Origin of the sequence: Paenibacillus sp. FSL F4-0243 (genome assembly GCF_037963295.1) — a bacterium.
GTDB lineage: Bacteria > Bacillota > Bacilli > Paenibacillales > Paenibacillaceae > Paenibacillus_AQ.
On sequence record NZ_CP150151.1, the window covers coordinates 3,024,869 to 3,039,363 of the forward strand.

The following is a 14,495-nucleotide window of genomic DNA, read 5'->3' on the forward strand; positions in this document are numbered from 1 at the left end:
AATGAAGTTCAAACATTCAACTCCTAATTGTGCCGTGGGAAAGAAGGGAAGAGTAGTGAAGCAGTTGAAGCATCGGCCGGGATTCCGTGCCACAGCTTACCTCTTTACGTTTGTAGTTATCGTGTATGTATTTGTTTTTATGAACACCCCGTACATTGTATATCAACCGGGTAGTGCCTCTGAAGTTGCCCCTATGATTAAAGTGGAAAATGCTGATCCAGCTGAAGAAGGAACCTTCATGATGACTACAGTATCTGCTAGTTACGCTAATGTGGCGTTACTGGTCGCCTCTGTTTTTAACTCCAATTCAGAGGTTGTGCGGAAAGAAACACGGTTAGGAGATAAGTCTGAAGATGAGTATGCTGCGGAGCAGGTTTTTTATATGAACAGCTCGCAATCTTACTCCGTTCAGGCGGCCTATCATGCTGCAGGAATTCCGTATGAGGATGTTGTGGATTATTTGTATGTTTTTTCAGTTCCGGTTGCCAGTAATAAAGGACAATTCCAGCCGGGTGACAGAATCATAAGTGTAGAAGGCCAGAAGGTACCCGATCCAGAAGCACTTTCTGCTTTACTTTCAACCAAAAAAATCGGTGATCAGGTCGCTGTTGTTTTACAAAGAAACGGTAAGGAAGTAAAGGAACAAGTGACACTTGTCGAGATCAAAGATAAAGAAGGTTCTGCAGTCCGACCTGGTTTTGGAGTCACTATAGCCGCAGTTCAAAAGGTAAAACCTAAAGAACAAGGCAAAGCGGTCAGCTTTGTGGATACGAATGTTGGTGGACCTTCTGCAGGACTGATGTTCACTATGGAGATTTACAACCGGCTTACGCCTGGTGATTTAACCAAAGGTCATAGGGTTGCAGGAACGGGCACGATCGACGCTGAGGGTGTGGTTGGTGCTATCGGTGGAGTGAAGCATAAGATTGTTGCTGCGGATCGAGAAGGGGCGGAGATTTTTTTCGTTCCTGTTAAGAATTACGACGAAGCCAAAACGAAAGCTGATAAAATCGGCACATCTATGAAGTTGGTACCCGTATCGACACTGGATGAAGCACTGAAGTATATGGAGGAACTACCGGTCAAACCATGACCGGAGGTTCCAAATAATCGCGATACAGATCGGTTCTGTGCGGTTCTCGAAAAGCTCCTGCGAAAGCAGACGCGGCTTGAAGGTCTCGTTCAAGTTGTGGATGGGAGCACAGTGACGGCCGCATGATGATGGGTAAGGTTGCTTTTTGTTTCATCTCTTTAAGGAGAACTCGTCCACTTTCTCTAAAACCAAGGATTCGAATATATCCGGGCCCCTCCGCTAGTACAGAAGGGGTCATTTCTTCCTTTGTATGATTTAGCAAAATGTGCAGTAGTAGACGTTGCAGTCGTGTATGCGTATAACGCTTGCTCTTAAGGGCTTGAAGCAAACCCGAGATAGAGAATTGCTCAAGATCGGGCATAAGGCGAAGGATTCTATTCTCCAAGCCTTCATTCATGTCTTGGATGGTTCGTAGCTCGGCAGCGGTACGTGTAGAGAGCAGGTGACGGAGGGGACCTCGGAAATGCTCCAATTCCAGAGGACCTCTACCTGCTGCATGCTCTCTTTCTAATATGGACACGCTATAATCCGGCATGTATGCTGCTGGAGAGCCGCCTTCTTGCAGCAGCTTGCGAATAGCAGTGGCGCTTGCGATCGATGAGTCAACTTGCAAAGGATCATGGAATCCGGCTGCCGTTCGCGGAACGGTTAGCGGCTCGATCTTGCTATTTAGCCGCTGCAAGGCGATGAGATAATGCAAGCCAAGGCTGTTATTCGGCTGACGCAGCAACTCGCCAGCATCGCCGGGACTCTCCTCTTCATGGAGAGTCCCTTCAAAGGCCACCGCCGCCGCTGCGCTGTACGCGGCGGGGAAGCTCGCTCCGAGCGCCATGCGGCGGCGGATCTCGCTCTGAAGTTCGCTGCTTTCCTCTGCCAGATACCTGGCCAGAGGAAGCAGCGAACCCAAAGTGCCGGCTTCGGAGCCGAAGCACAAGCTGTCCACGACTCCGGTCGCTTCCAGCAGTGCAACTGCTCCGAAGGCGAACCATTCTGCCGGCTGTACAGCATAGGCCACCGGCAGCTCAATGACGAGGTCGGCGCCCATTCGTAGCGCCATCTCTGTCCGGGCTTGCTTGCTTACCGCCGCCGGCTCGCCGCGCTGAGTAAAGGGACCGCTCATGACGACGATGGCGCGCTCAGCGCCAGATAGTCTTTTGGCTTCGGTGAAGTGATGGACATGTCCGTTATGTAATGGATTGTATTCTGCTATTATTCCAACTGTTGTCACTGCTGCTTCCCTCCGTATGTAACCATTATTTAAAATATAAGTGGAGATTAGTAGGATTAATATTTAGAAACTCAGTTCGCATATGCTGTCATTTTGATTTACACTAATAGTTATATCATAATTCTCTCCAATTCCTGAAACAATATAAAGGGAAAATGGTTGACAAAGGTATATAATACTAGGTATAATAAATTTTGTTTGTTTGGGAGTGATAAGTTATGCAGATTCACTTTCGCAAATTAGCGAATGCCGACGAACCGTTACATATTCACGATGTTGTGGATGTCAGCGAGGTAGTCAAAGGGCGCAAGGATATTCTAGCTGTTGCTCCGCTCTCAGTGGACCTTAAAGCGCTGCCCGCGGGAACCGATTGTGTGAACGTGGTGGGAAAACTGAGTGGAGATGTGGACATGTTATGTTCACGTTGTCTCACGGAGGTCAAAAGTGATTTGAACATTCCTTTTGCTGAGACTTTCAAGTGGCTAAAGCAGCCAGTTCTTCCAGATGATGACGAAGATGAGGAACTCATTTACGTCAAGGATGAGGTTGTGGATCTTATTCCTTATGTGGAAGAAAATTTCGTACTGCACTTACCGGATTCGGTATTGTGCAAGGCAGACTGTCTTGGTCTTTGTCAGAAATGCGGACAGAACTTGAACGAAGGCACCTGCAGTTGCGACAACACAGTGATCGATCCTCGACTCGCTGGGTTGAAAGACTTTTTCAAATGAAACATTACAACAAAACACATTCTGCTCTGAGGAGCAGGCTGACAGAAATATCACAAGGAGGTGGAACACATGGCAGTACCACAACGTAGAACGTCTAAAACACGCCGTGACAAACGTCGCACCCACTTTAAGTTGGTTGTGCCGGGCATGGTGAAATGCGAACAATGCGGAGAGTTGAAATTGGCTCACCACGTATGTAAAGTTTGCGGAACTTACAAAGCAAGAGAAATCATCAAACAATAGTTTCGGAATAAATAGTACTTCACTATCGGTGAAGTACTATTTTTTTTGAAATATAAGAATATATAAGTTTCACGCTATACATTATCCTTATATTTTTTGCATAAACGCTTACCGTCTATTAGGGACGCTGAGGCGTTTATGCTTATCCAAACATAAGCCGCCCAGAAGTCAATGCTTTATTTTTGGTGCGGCATGCTTTATACTACATATTAGTACCTGGTTCTAAATAATGTTTGAGGTTATTTGACCTAATATAACAGCGGCCATCCAAGCGGCCGAATGCTTTCTTTAAAATATAAGAAAGTATAAGTTATGCACCTATACTTGATGTCTTATATTTCTCGCTTAAACGCTTATCGTCCATAAGGACGCCGAAGGCGTTTATGCTTGGCACGTGCCAGGAGGTGAGCCGCAATCGAGCGGATGTCCAAGAAAGAACGTCAGCAACAGCTGCTACATATAATCGCAGGTAATCCTTTTGTAACGGATCGGGAGTTGACTCGTCAGCTAAAAGTTAGCATTCAGACGATTCGGTTAGACCGAATGGAGCTGGGGATACCGGAACTGCGTGAACGAATGAAGCAAATGGCAGAGCACTCCTATGATCAGGTGCGCTCTTTGCCTGCGGATGAAGTCATCGGAGACATTGTGGATTTACAATTGGACAAGAGTGGGATTTCGATATTTGAGATTCGCGAAGACCATGTGTTCTCTAGAAATGGGATCGCTCGTGGTCACTATGTGTTTGCTCAAGCGAACTCGCTTGCGGTTGCCGTAATCAACGATGAAATTGCTCTGACCGCTTCAGCCGATATACGTTTTGTACGCACAGTTCAGCTAGGTGAGAAGTGTATTGCCAAAGCACAGGTGCGGTCACTCGCCGGTAGGGGTGGCAAAGCAGAGGTGGACGTATTCACCTATGTCGGAGAAGAACTAGTGTTTCAGGGCCATTTTATAGTGTATCGGTCCGCAAATGATGAACACAGTGAAGGGGGTAACCATAGTGCTGATCGCCATTGATGCCATGGGCGGGGACAACGCTCCTGAATGTAATGTCGAGGGGGCGTTGTCCGCGGCCGCGGAATGGAAAGATACGCAGATTGTGCTCGTTGGTGACGAAGCCAGATTAGAGCCACTACTCAAAGACAAGCCATCTAATCTGACAATACGTCATGCAGGAGACGTCATTGGTTCTGATGAAGAGCCGGTTAAGGCAGTTCGTCGTAAAAAAGACTCATCCATGGTTGTAGCTGGACGAATGGTGCGTGAAGGTGAAGCAGATGCTATGATTTCGTCTGGTAACACGGGTGCACTAATGACCACAGGACTCCTCGTAGTTGGCCGGATGCAGGGGATTGAACGTCCTGCACTGGCGCCTATGATTCCAACGCTTGACGATGTTGGCGTACTGGCTCTTGATCTTGGTGCTAACATGGATGCGAAGCCTGAACATCTGGTACAATATGCGCTGATGGGCAGCATTTACCGGAGCAAGGTTCATGGTATTGCTAAGCCGCGTGTGGGACTTCTGAATGTAGGGACGGAGCCTGGAAAGGGTAACGAACTGACGAAAGAAGCTTATCCGCTGCTTGAGAACTTGCCAGGCATTCATTTTATCGGTAATGTTGAGGCACGTGACGTACTGACAGGGAATTGCGATGTGCTTGTCTGCGATGGATTTGCCGGTAATATTTTGCTAAAGTCCCTTGAGGGTACGGCGGGTGCTTTGTTCTCTTTGCTCAAGGAGCAATTTAGTCGTTCCCTGAAGACTAAGCTTGGCGCGGCTATGCTGATGCCGGAGCTTAGAGCTTTAAAGGGTAAAATGGATTACAAAGAGCACGGTGGTGCACCACTACTCGGTCTTAGCGGATTGGTAGTTAAGGGCCACGGATCTTCTGACGGAAATGCAGTTAAGAATGCGGTAAGACAAGCGCGGATTGCTCTACAAGCCGATCTTGTGCCAAGTATATCCAAGGAAATTAGCGGGAAGTGAGTGACGACATGAGACAGTTGCGACCGGTTGGAATTATAGGAACTGGGAAATATGTACCTGAGAAAATATTGACAAATAGCGATCTGGAAAAAATAGTGGAGACTAACGATGAGTGGATCGTCAGTCGGACAGGCATCCGCGAGAGACATATTGCTGCGCCTCACGAGGCAACTTCTGATCTAGCGTATGAAGCAGCACTCAAGGCACTTGATTCCGCTGGAATGAAAGCCGAAGATTTGGATCTTATTATTATTGCAACAGTAACACCAGATAGTGCTTTCCCTTCTACAGCCTGTATTTTACAGGATAAGCTGGGTGCTAAAGGCGCTGCGGCTTTTGACTTGTCAGCAGCCTGCTCTGGTTTTGTATACAGCTTAGCTACTGCGGTTGGCTTTATTCAGAACGGAATGTACAACAATGCACTTATTATAGGTGCGGATACTTTATCCCGCATCACAGATTATACGGATCGCAATACTTGTGTCTTGTTTGGTGATGGAGCAGGTGCAGTTATCATTGGTGAGGTTCCGGAAGGTCGTGGTTTCCAATCCTTTGATCTGGGTGCTGAAGGCTCTGGAGGGAACTTGCTTAAGCTAGAAGCCGGCGGTTCGCGCTTGCCTGCCTCTCAGCAAACCGTTGAAGATAAGAAGCATTTCATTTATATGAATGGCCGTGAAGTCTTTAAATTTGCTGTTCGTGTAATGGGCTCAGCTACAGAACGTGTGCTTACTAAAGCTGGTCTGGGTAAGGAAGATATCGATTTGTTCGTACCTCACCAAGCGAATATTCGTATCATTCAATCCGCTATGCAGCGTCTTGATTTGCCACCAGAGAAATGTGTAATCAATGTTGATAAATATGCCAATACTTCGGCTGCCTCCATTCCACTTGCGCTTGTTGAAGCGGCGGAAGAAGGACGTATGAAAGAAGGCGACACCGTCCTGATGGTTGGATTCGGCGGGGGCTTGACTTGGGGCGCATCTGTGTTGATCTGGTAATAAGCTAAGACCGTTATACGGGAAGGAGTTCATACTTATGAGTAAAATTGCATTCGTCTTTCCCGGTCAGGGAGCACAAGCAGTTGGAATGGGCAAGGATGTTTATGATGCTCTTCCAAACAGCCGTGCAGTGTTCGAGAAAGGGGATGAAGTTCTCGGATTTCCACTAAGTAAGCTGATTTTTGAAGGGCCTGACAGTGAGTTGAAGCAAACGGTAAACACGCAACCAGCGCTTCTTACAGCAAGCGTAGCCTATCTTGAAGCTCTACGTGAACAAGGTTTGAAGCCGGATTATGTTGCTGGTCATAGCCTTGGTGAATACAGTGCACTAGTAGCTGCGGGTGTGTTGTCATATGAAGATGCTGTAACACTTGTACGCTTGAGAGGCCGTTTCATGGAAGAAGCTGTTCCAGGAGGACAAGGTGCAATGGCTGCAGTGCTTGGCGCAGAACGTGAAGCGCTGGCAGCATTATGCCAAACTATCTCTGAAGAGAATGGTGTTGTAGAACTGGCTAACGTTAACTGTCCAGGTCAGATCGTTGTTTCCGGATCTCAGGAAGGCGTTAATGGTGTTGTGCAGCGTGTTAAAGAAGCTGGTGGCAAGCGGGCAATTCCGCTAGAAGTAAGTGGACCTTTTCACTCTTCTATGATGAGAGCTGCTGCAGATCGTTTGGCAGAAGAGTTGAAGAAAGTAACCTTCAACACTCCAAATGTACCTGTCATCGTTAACGTCACTGCATCACCGGTAACAGATCCCGAAGAAATTCGCGAACTGCTTGTTCGTCAGGTGTATTCTCCTGTGCTTTGGCAAGACAGTATTGAATGGTTGATTGCGGATGGTGTTGACACTTTTGTTGAGATTGGTTCTGGCAGTGTTCTGGCAGGTCTGATCCGCAAAATAGATAAAACAGTCAAAGTAATCAACATTAATACACTTGAAGGTGTCCAAACTGTTTTGTAAGAAATGGTTTAACATTTTGACAACAGCATCATGATTGAAAGGGGATTAGACTATGTTCTCAGCATTGCGGGGCCAAACGGCCCTTGTAACTGGCGGCTCACGTGGCATTGGTCGTAGTATCGCGCTTGCTCTTGCAGAACACGGTGTAAAGGTGGCCGTGAACTATGCAGGAAGTGAAGCGGCGGCACAGGAGACTGTGGCCCGTATTGTCGAGCTTGGCTCGGAGGGTATTGCACTCCGTGGAGATGTCGGCAATAGTGAACAGGCCGAGAGCCTTGTGAAAGAGGTTCTTAATACCTGGGGACGTATTGACATTGTTGTCAATAATGCCGGCATTACTAGGGACAACCTGATTATGCGCATGAAAGAGGAAGAGTTCGATCAAGTGATTGAGACGAATCTGAAAGGTGTGTTTAATTGCCTTAAAGCAGCAACACGTCCGATGATGAAACAGCGCTATGGCCGAATCATTAATATTTCCTCGGTTGTGGGCGTGACAGGTAACCCTGGTCAGGCTAATTACTCTGCAGCTAAGGCTGGTGTCATCGGTTTAACGAAGGCATCGGCTCGTGAGCTTTCTTCGCGGGGCATCACCGTCAACTGTATTGCTCCTGGGTTTATTGATACAGATATGACACGTGAGCTCTCTGAAGAAGTTCGCAGTGAGCTAGAGAAGGGCATTCCACTAGCTCGCCTTGGGCGTCCGGAAGAAGTAGCTATGACAGTTGTTTTCTTAGCTTCTGAAGGCGCCGCTTATATGACCGGCCAGACACTACACGTGGATGGCGGGATGTATATGTAATTCTCCTTTGAAAATATAAGAAAGTATAAGTTTCACACTATACTTTATCTTTATATTTCTTGCTTAAACACTTACTGTCCTTATAAGGACGCCGAAAGCGTTTATGCTTGGGAGAAATTACACTGTTTTAAAGATGAAATGTGAGGGATCAGGAAAGCGTTTTTTGCGGTCTATGGTATTTTGACCTCATATCTCGTATAATACCAAAAGAGGAGGTGAACCGGATGTCCGATGTATTAGAGCGTGTAAAACGCATTGTCATCGACCGCTTAGGTGCCGATGAAGCTGAGGTAACATTAGAAGCGTCTTTCAAAGATGATTTAGGTGCTGATTCTCTTGATGTAGTAGAATTGGTTATGGAATTGGAAGATGAATTCGACATGGAAATCTCTGATGAAGATGCAGAGACGATTACGACCGTGGGTGAAGTTGTGAAGTACATACAATCTCATACCTAGAGTCATATGATTGAGAGTCCCGTTCCAACTTGGGCGGGGCTTCTCCTCATTTATACAGCATTAAAGATGTATTACAGGTTGCCATGTGCAGCTTCATAGGGATTATAACAGAACCGCAGAAGCTTTAATGATGCGGTGATCGCTGTTCATATAGTAATAATTTGCAGTATATAAGTACTGAATATAATGTATACAGCCTATAGATGGGGTGATTGTGTTTGAGTCATAGAGTGGTTGTAACCGGGATGGGCGTAATTACGTCACTGGGGAAAGACTTGGAGACGTTCTGGGATAATCTGATGAGCGGTAAATCAGGTGTATCGATGGTTGAAGCGTTTGATGTCAGTGAATACACTACGCAAATTGCTTCATCAGTTAAAGACTTTGATCCGGAGGCGCTTTTTGGCCGCAAGGAAGCCCGCAAAATGGACCGTTTTGTACAATTTGCAGTGGCTGCTGGTGAAGATGCATTGAGAGACAGTGGACTTAAGATCGGTGAAGATATCGATGCTGAACGGATCGGTGTATCTGTTGGTTCGGGTATCGGTGGTCTTGGTACTTGGGAAGACAATCATAATCTGTTGCTTGAAAAAGGGCCAAAACGGGTTAGCCCGTTCTTTATCCCGATGATGATCGCTAACATGGGTTCTGGACAGCTGTCCATTAACCTCGGTGCAAAGGGACCGAATACGACTACAGTGACGGCCTGTGCTACAGGAAGTCATTCCATTGGGGAATCATTCCGTCTGATTCAACGTGGAGACGCGGATGCTATGATCTGCGGTGGTTCGGAAGCGACCATTCGTCCAACAGGAATGGCAGGATTTTGTGCAATGAGAGCAATGTCCACTCGTAATGATGAGCCGGAGAAGGCTAGTCGGCCATTTGATGTAGATCGCGATGGTTTCGTTATGGGAGAGGGCGCTGGGATCTTGATTCTGGAATCCCTTGAACATGCTGAGAAACGTGGAGCGAAGATTTATGCTGAGGTAATCGGCTATGGTCTAAGTGCTGATGCTCACCATATGACTGAACCGGATCCAGATGGTGCAGCTCGCTGCATGAAGATGGCAATCCGTGATGCTGGTATCTCTCCTGAAGATATTGATTACATCAACGCACATGGTACTTCAACGCCTGTAGGAGATCGATCAGAAACGGCTGCTGTTAAGAAAGCATTAGGTGAACATGCCTATAAAGTAGCTATTAGCTCAACGAAATCCATGACAGGTCATCTTCTAGGTGCTGCTGGTGGAGTAGAAGCTATTATCTGCGGACTCTCTTTGCAAAAGGGCATGATTGCTCCAACGATTAATTTGGACAACCAGGACCCGGAATGTGATTTGGATTATGTACCAAATGTTCCACGTAAAGCGGATCTTGATATCGTAATGTCGAATTCGTTTGGATTCGGGGGACATAACGCAACAGTTATTCTAAAAAAATATAATCAGTAAGGGGACAGCGCGGTGAAAGGAGAACTGAAGCAGTTACAACAGCAACTTCAAATCCAATTTCACGATTCTGTGCTTCTGAAGCAGGCCTTTACCCATGCATCTTATGTGAATGAACACCGTTTCAATCAGCATCAGGACAATGAGCGCCTCGAATTTCTAGGGGATGCTGTACTGGAGCTGACGGTTTCTGAATATTTGTACAATCTGTTGCCAGATCGACCTGAAGGGGAACTGACCAAGCTACGTGCCGCTATCGTATGCGAGCCTTCGCTGGTTAAGTTCGCTGAGAGTTTAGGTTTTGGCCGTTATGTACTGCTGGGAAAAGGGGAAGAACTTACGGGCGGACGTACTCGCCCGGCCCTGCTGGCTGATGTGTTCGAATCCTTCGTGGGAGCGCTTTATCTTGACCAAGGGCTGGAAACTGTACGGTCTTTTCTTGATAATCACGTATTTCCACTTGTGGAGACGGATGGGAAACTGCAAATGCAGATGACCGATTATAAGACGGAACTGCAAGAGCTAATTCAGCAGCACAATATGGGTACGTTGGAATATCGGATCATTGAAGAACGGGGACCCGCGCATGAGCGTGAATTCGTCTCTGAAGTGTTAATGACTAACCGTTCACTTGGTAAAGGGAGCGGCCGCTCGAAGAAGGAAGCAGAGCAGCAGGCTGCAGCAGCTGCACTGTTGCATCTGAAAGAAGATGGTGCCTGAATTTTGCATCATGTGGACAAGCGGAGGAGAGCAGCAAAGGTCTGAATACCGGCGTTTAGGCGGAGCTCAGACCGTTGCTGCTCTTTTTCGAAAGAATAGCCAAGCTTCATTTTGAAGCTATTTTAGGCGAATAAACGCTATGGTATAATGGGTCAGAGGTGATAGGCAAGTATGTTTTTGAAACGGATAGAATTAGCTGGTTTTAAATCATTTGCCGACAAAACAGAAATGGAATTTGTGCGCGGAATAACGGCCGTAGTGGGTCCGAACGGAAGCGGCAAGAGCAATATTTCTGACGGCATACGCTGGGTGCTCGGCGAACAGAGTGCTAAATCACTGCGTGGCGGCAAGATGGAAGATATTATTTTTGCCGGTAGTGACGCGCGTAAAGCTGTGAATTATGGTGAAGTATCACTTACGCTCGATAATGAGGATCACACGCTTCCACTGGATTTCAGCGAAGTTACAGTGACTCGGCGTGTTCACCGCAGTGGTGAGAGTGAATATTTAATTAATAAGCAATCCTGCCGACTAAAGGATATCACAGAGCTGTTCATGGATACCGGTATCGGGCGTGAGGCTTATTCGATTATCGGACAGGGTCGGATTGAAGAGATTCTGAGTACTCGTTCCGAGGATCGGCGAGGCATCTTCGAAGAGGCATCGGGTATTGTAAAATATAAATCGCGCAAAAAAGATGCAAGTCGAAAGCTTGACGACACGGAGCAAAACTTGCTTCGTATTCACGATTTGATTAGTGAGCTTGAGGATCAGATTGGTCCCCTTAAGGATCAATCGGAGAAGGCCATTCGCTTTAAAGAGCTTCGGGAACAACTGAAGCATCAGGAAATTTCAGTCTATGTGCATCAGATTGAAGGCATTCATACAGCTTGGCAGGAAGGTAACGCTAAGCTCGAAACTTTAAAGGATGAGCAACTGGAATTATCTACAGTTGTCTCAGCCCATGATGCCAAGCTGGAAAGCGGACGTGCTGAACTGCGCGCGTTTGAAGAACAGATCGAGAAGCAGCAAGAGCAATTGCTCCGTTATAGTGAAGCTTATGAGAAGAGCGAAGGTTACGGGGAAGTGTTGAAGGAACGCAAGCGTAATCTTGAGAGCAACCGTGAACAGTTAATGCTCACATTAGGTTCTGTAGGTGAGCGTTCTGCGGACCGACAGCGTGAGCTTGGGGATTTAGAAGCTAAGCTCGAAGCGTCCCGGCTTAAGCTTGTTGAGCTTCGGAAACAGATCGAAGCGGAAGAGGCAAGACTCGAAGGTGTCGCTGACGGTATTAGTCAGAGCCAGGAGGAGAAGCTGAAAAGTGCTCTCCTGGAGTTAATGAACCTTATGGCGAATGCACGTAACGAAATTCGTTACGCGGATCAACAGAAGGAGAACCTGGAGCGTCGTATGAGCCGCAGTGAAGAAGAAAGCGGCAAATGGACTGCACGGCATGAAGAGCTGTCTGCTAACCAGAAAGGGCTAAAAGACAAGATTGCCCAGCTTGGAAAAGAACTAAGCAATCTTCGTGGTGCTTATATTACTGAAAGTGAACAACTTAGTAAACGTCAGAAGCTGATTGAAGAGACGCAATCAGGTCTGAGAAAGTGGGAACAGAAGCGGGAAGCACAAGTCTCTCGTCACGAGACCATGAAAGAAATGCAGGATGATTTCGATGGCTTTATGCTTGGGGTTAAAGAAGTTCTCAAAGGAGCTCGTAAAGGACAGCTTAACGGTGTGCATGGTGCGGTTGCTGAACTCATCTCCGTTCCTGAGAAGCTGGAAATGGCTGTTGAGACTGCGCTGGGTGCATCGCTGCAACACGTGGTTATGGATAATGAGAGCGTGTCTCGTCAAGCGATATCTTTCCTGAAGCAACGTCAATTGGGACGAGCTACTTTTCTACCACTCGATGTTATCCGGCCACGCCAAATTTCCGGTAGCGACCGAGGAATGGTGGAAGATGCTGAAGGTTTTGTTGGAATTGGTTCCGAACTCGTTGGATACGATGATAAGTATGCAAGTATTGTTGGCAGTTTGCTTGGCAATGTAGTTATTGCTGAGAGCCTGGAGCAGGCTAACCGCATCGCCGCTAGATGCCAGTATCGTTATCGTGTGGTTACGCTAGAGGGTGATGTAGTCAATGCCGGGGGCTCCATGACTGGTGGTAGCCAGCATAAGAAGAACAATAGCTTACTTAGTCGTAAACGCCAGCTGGATCAGCTGAGCAGTGAGATCGAAGAGAGCGAGCGTCAAATTGTTAAGCTGAAACAAGGCATAGCCAGACTTCGTGAAGAGCAGGAAAACGCTAGCGTGAAGCTAGAGGACCTGCGCCGTGATGGTGATGAGAAGAGACTGGAAGAGCAACGTGTTTCTGGCGATTTGAAGCAGCTTGAACAGGAGCTGCGGCATGTGCAGGAACAAGTGGAGAGCACAGGCGCGGAACGTAGTGGCTTTGAAAGTGAGGTCCGTACGCTTGAGGAGACTCGGAAACAAGCCTCTGCTGAGCTTGAACGTCTCGAGAAGGAAGAGAAGGAAGCTCATGAGGGTATCCGTAATGCCGAATCGGCGCGTAAAGCGAATGAATCCGCTAAGGAAGAGTTGCAAGGTAAGCTGACCAGTATGAAGGTTTCGGAAGGCAAGCTCGATCAGGAGATCTTCTCCTTGGAGGAGCAATTACGTCGTCTAAGACAAGATGCGGGTTCACAGGATAAAGAGCTGCGCCAGAATCGAAATCTGTTACATACGATCGAACAGGATTTGGCTAGTAATGCTTTGGAAACCGTGAAACAGAAAGAAGATTTGAATAGTTATCGTCTGAAGAAGGAAGAGACAGCCGGTACTTTGGATCTAGCTCGGGCGGAACGTTCAGCGTTAACCCGTAAGCTTGAGCTAGAGGAGGGCAAGACCAAGGATCAGCGTCAGGCACTTAGAGTCGTGGAGGACAAGCTGCGTTCTACTGAAGTTTCTGTGGGTCGTCTCGATGTTGAACTTGATAATATTCTTCGTAAGCTGAGTGATGATTACGAGCTAAGCTATGAACTAGCGAAGCAACGTTATCCTGTGCCCGAAGATGTGCCTGCCGCACAAGCAGATGTACAGCGTCTGAAACGCAGTATTTCTGCATTGGGCGAAGTGAACTTAGGTGCGATTGAAGAATATCAGCGTGTTCATGAGCGTTATACCTTCCTCAGTGGACAAAAAGATGACCTGGTCGAAGCCAAGACTACCCTGTATCAAGTTATCCGTGAGATGGAAGATGAAATGTCCAAACGCTTCAAACAGACCTTTGATGCGATCCGTAAACAATTCGGTACGGTATTCTCGAAGCTGTTCGGAGGCGGTCGAGCTGATCTCATGCTGCTGGATCCAGAACATATGCTTGAAACAGGTATAGATATCGTAGCCCAACCACCGGGTAAAAAGCTTCAAAACCTGCAGCTCCTATCTGGTGGGGAACGCGCCTTAACTGCGATGGCCCTCTTGTTTGCCATCCTGCAAGTGAAGCCGGTTCCGTTCTGCGTACTGGATGAGGTAGAGGCTGCGTTAGATGAAGCGAATGTCGTGCGTTTTGCACAGTATTTGCGTGAGTTCTCGGAACAAACGCAATTTATCGTCGTTACACACCGCAAAGGAACGATGGAAGAGGCGGATGTGCTCTACGGAGTGACGATGGAAGAAGGCGGAGTATCCAAGCTTGTCTCTGTACGTTTAGAGGATGAGGAAGCAGAGATCGCTTAACGGCTTGCCAAAATGGTGATTTTTTTAAGTGTCTGCTTTCGAAGCGAGTTTTGTACGAAGTTAAAACAATGAA

13 protein-coding genes are annotated in these 14,495 nt (G+C 47.2%); 12 read left to right on the top strand and 1 reads right to left on the bottom strand.

What is annotated here, in order from left to right; genetic code table 11:
* The first annotated feature begins 55 nt into the window (after positions 1-55).
* Positions 56-1,093, top strand: a complete 1,038-nt coding sequence (locus NSS87_RS13360) for a SepM family pheromone-processing serine protease (RefSeq protein WP_042187695.1) — start codon at positions 56-58, stop codon at positions 1,091-1,093.
* On the opposite strand, the gene NSS87_RS13365 is transcribed toward NSS87_RS13360, so the two are convergent.
* Entirely contained in the window at positions 1,083-2,321 is a 1,239-nt protein-coding gene (locus NSS87_RS13365) for a nucleotidyltransferase (protein WP_042187697.1), read from the bottom strand. The genes NSS87_RS13360 and NSS87_RS13365 overlap by 11 nt on opposite strands.
* 218 nt (positions 2,322-2,539) lie before the next feature.
* Between NSS87_RS13365 and NSS87_RS13370 the strand changes: the two genes are divergently transcribed.
* The 11 genes from NSS87_RS13370 (at position 2,540) to smc (ending at position 14,422) form a co-directional block, all read left to right on the top strand.
* The gene (locus tag NSS87_RS13370) at positions 2,540-3,052 is read left to right on the top strand and encodes a DUF177 domain-containing protein (protein WP_042187699.1); all 513 of its coding nucleotides are present in this window, start codon (positions 2,540-2,542) and stop codon (positions 3,050-3,052) included.
* A 69-nt stretch (positions 3,053-3,121) separates the two neighbouring features.
* Positions 3,122-3,295, top strand: a complete 174-nt coding sequence (gene rpmF, locus NSS87_RS13375; protein WP_019911234.1) for a 50S ribosomal protein L32 — start codon at positions 3,122-3,124, stop codon at positions 3,293-3,295.
* Positions 3,296-3,718: 423 nt separating this feature from the next.
* On the top strand, positions 3,719-4,315 hold the full coding sequence (gene fapR, locus NSS87_RS13380) for a transcription factor FapR (RefSeq protein WP_042127208.1): 597 nt from the start codon (positions 3,719-3,721) through the stop codon (positions 4,313-4,315).
* Complete coding sequence (plsX, locus tag NSS87_RS13385) at positions 4,299-5,288, top strand: phosphate acyltransferase PlsX (protein WP_042187701.1); 990 nt, start codon at positions 4,299-4,301, stop codon at positions 5,286-5,288. Before fapR ends, plsX begins: the two co-directional genes overlap by 17 nt.
* A gap of 8 nt (positions 5,289-5,296) precedes the next feature.
* The gene (locus NSS87_RS13390) at positions 5,297-6,286 is read left to right on the top strand and encodes a beta-ketoacyl-ACP synthase III (protein WP_139328492.1); all 990 of its coding nucleotides are present in this window, start codon (positions 5,297-5,299) and stop codon (positions 6,284-6,286) included.
* A 37-nt stretch (positions 6,287-6,323) separates the two neighbouring features.
* Positions 6,324-7,247, top strand: a complete 924-nt coding sequence (gene fabD, locus NSS87_RS13395) for an ACP S-malonyltransferase (RefSeq protein ID WP_339247699.1) — start codon at positions 6,324-6,326, stop codon at positions 7,245-7,247.
* A 52-nt stretch (positions 7,248-7,299) separates the two neighbouring features.
* Positions 7,300-8,049, top strand: a complete 750-nt coding sequence (gene fabG / locus NSS87_RS13400; RefSeq protein WP_042187706.1) for a 3-oxoacyl-[acyl-carrier-protein] reductase — start codon at positions 7,300-7,302, stop codon at positions 8,047-8,049.
* A 224-nt stretch (positions 8,050-8,273) separates the two neighbouring features.
* Positions 8,274-8,507 (top strand): acyl carrier protein, encoded by a 234-nt coding sequence (locus NSS87_RS13405; RefSeq protein WP_036686493.1) that lies wholly within the window; start codon positions 8,274-8,276, stop codon positions 8,505-8,507.
* A 218-nt stretch (positions 8,508-8,725) separates the two neighbouring features.
* Positions 8,726-9,964, top strand: coding sequence for a beta-ketoacyl-ACP synthase II (gene fabF, locus NSS87_RS13410; RefSeq protein WP_076282776.1), 1,239 nt, complete (start codon positions 8,726-8,728; stop codon positions 9,962-9,964).
* 12 nt (positions 9,965-9,976) lie between these two features.
* Positions 9,977-10,681 carry a ribonuclease III gene (gene rnc, locus NSS87_RS13415; protein WP_042127220.1) on the top strand — a complete coding sequence of 235 codons (705 nt, stop codon included), beginning with the start codon at positions 9,977-9,979 and terminating at the stop codon, positions 10,679-10,681.
* A gap of 171 nt (positions 10,682-10,852) precedes the next feature.
* Positions 10,853-14,422: a chromosome segregation protein SMC gene (gene smc / locus NSS87_RS13420; protein ID WP_339247702.1), complete on the top strand. Its 3,570-nt coding sequence runs from the start codon at positions 10,853-10,855 to the stop codon at positions 14,420-14,422.
* The last annotated feature ends 73 nt before the right edge of the window (positions 14,423-14,495 follow it).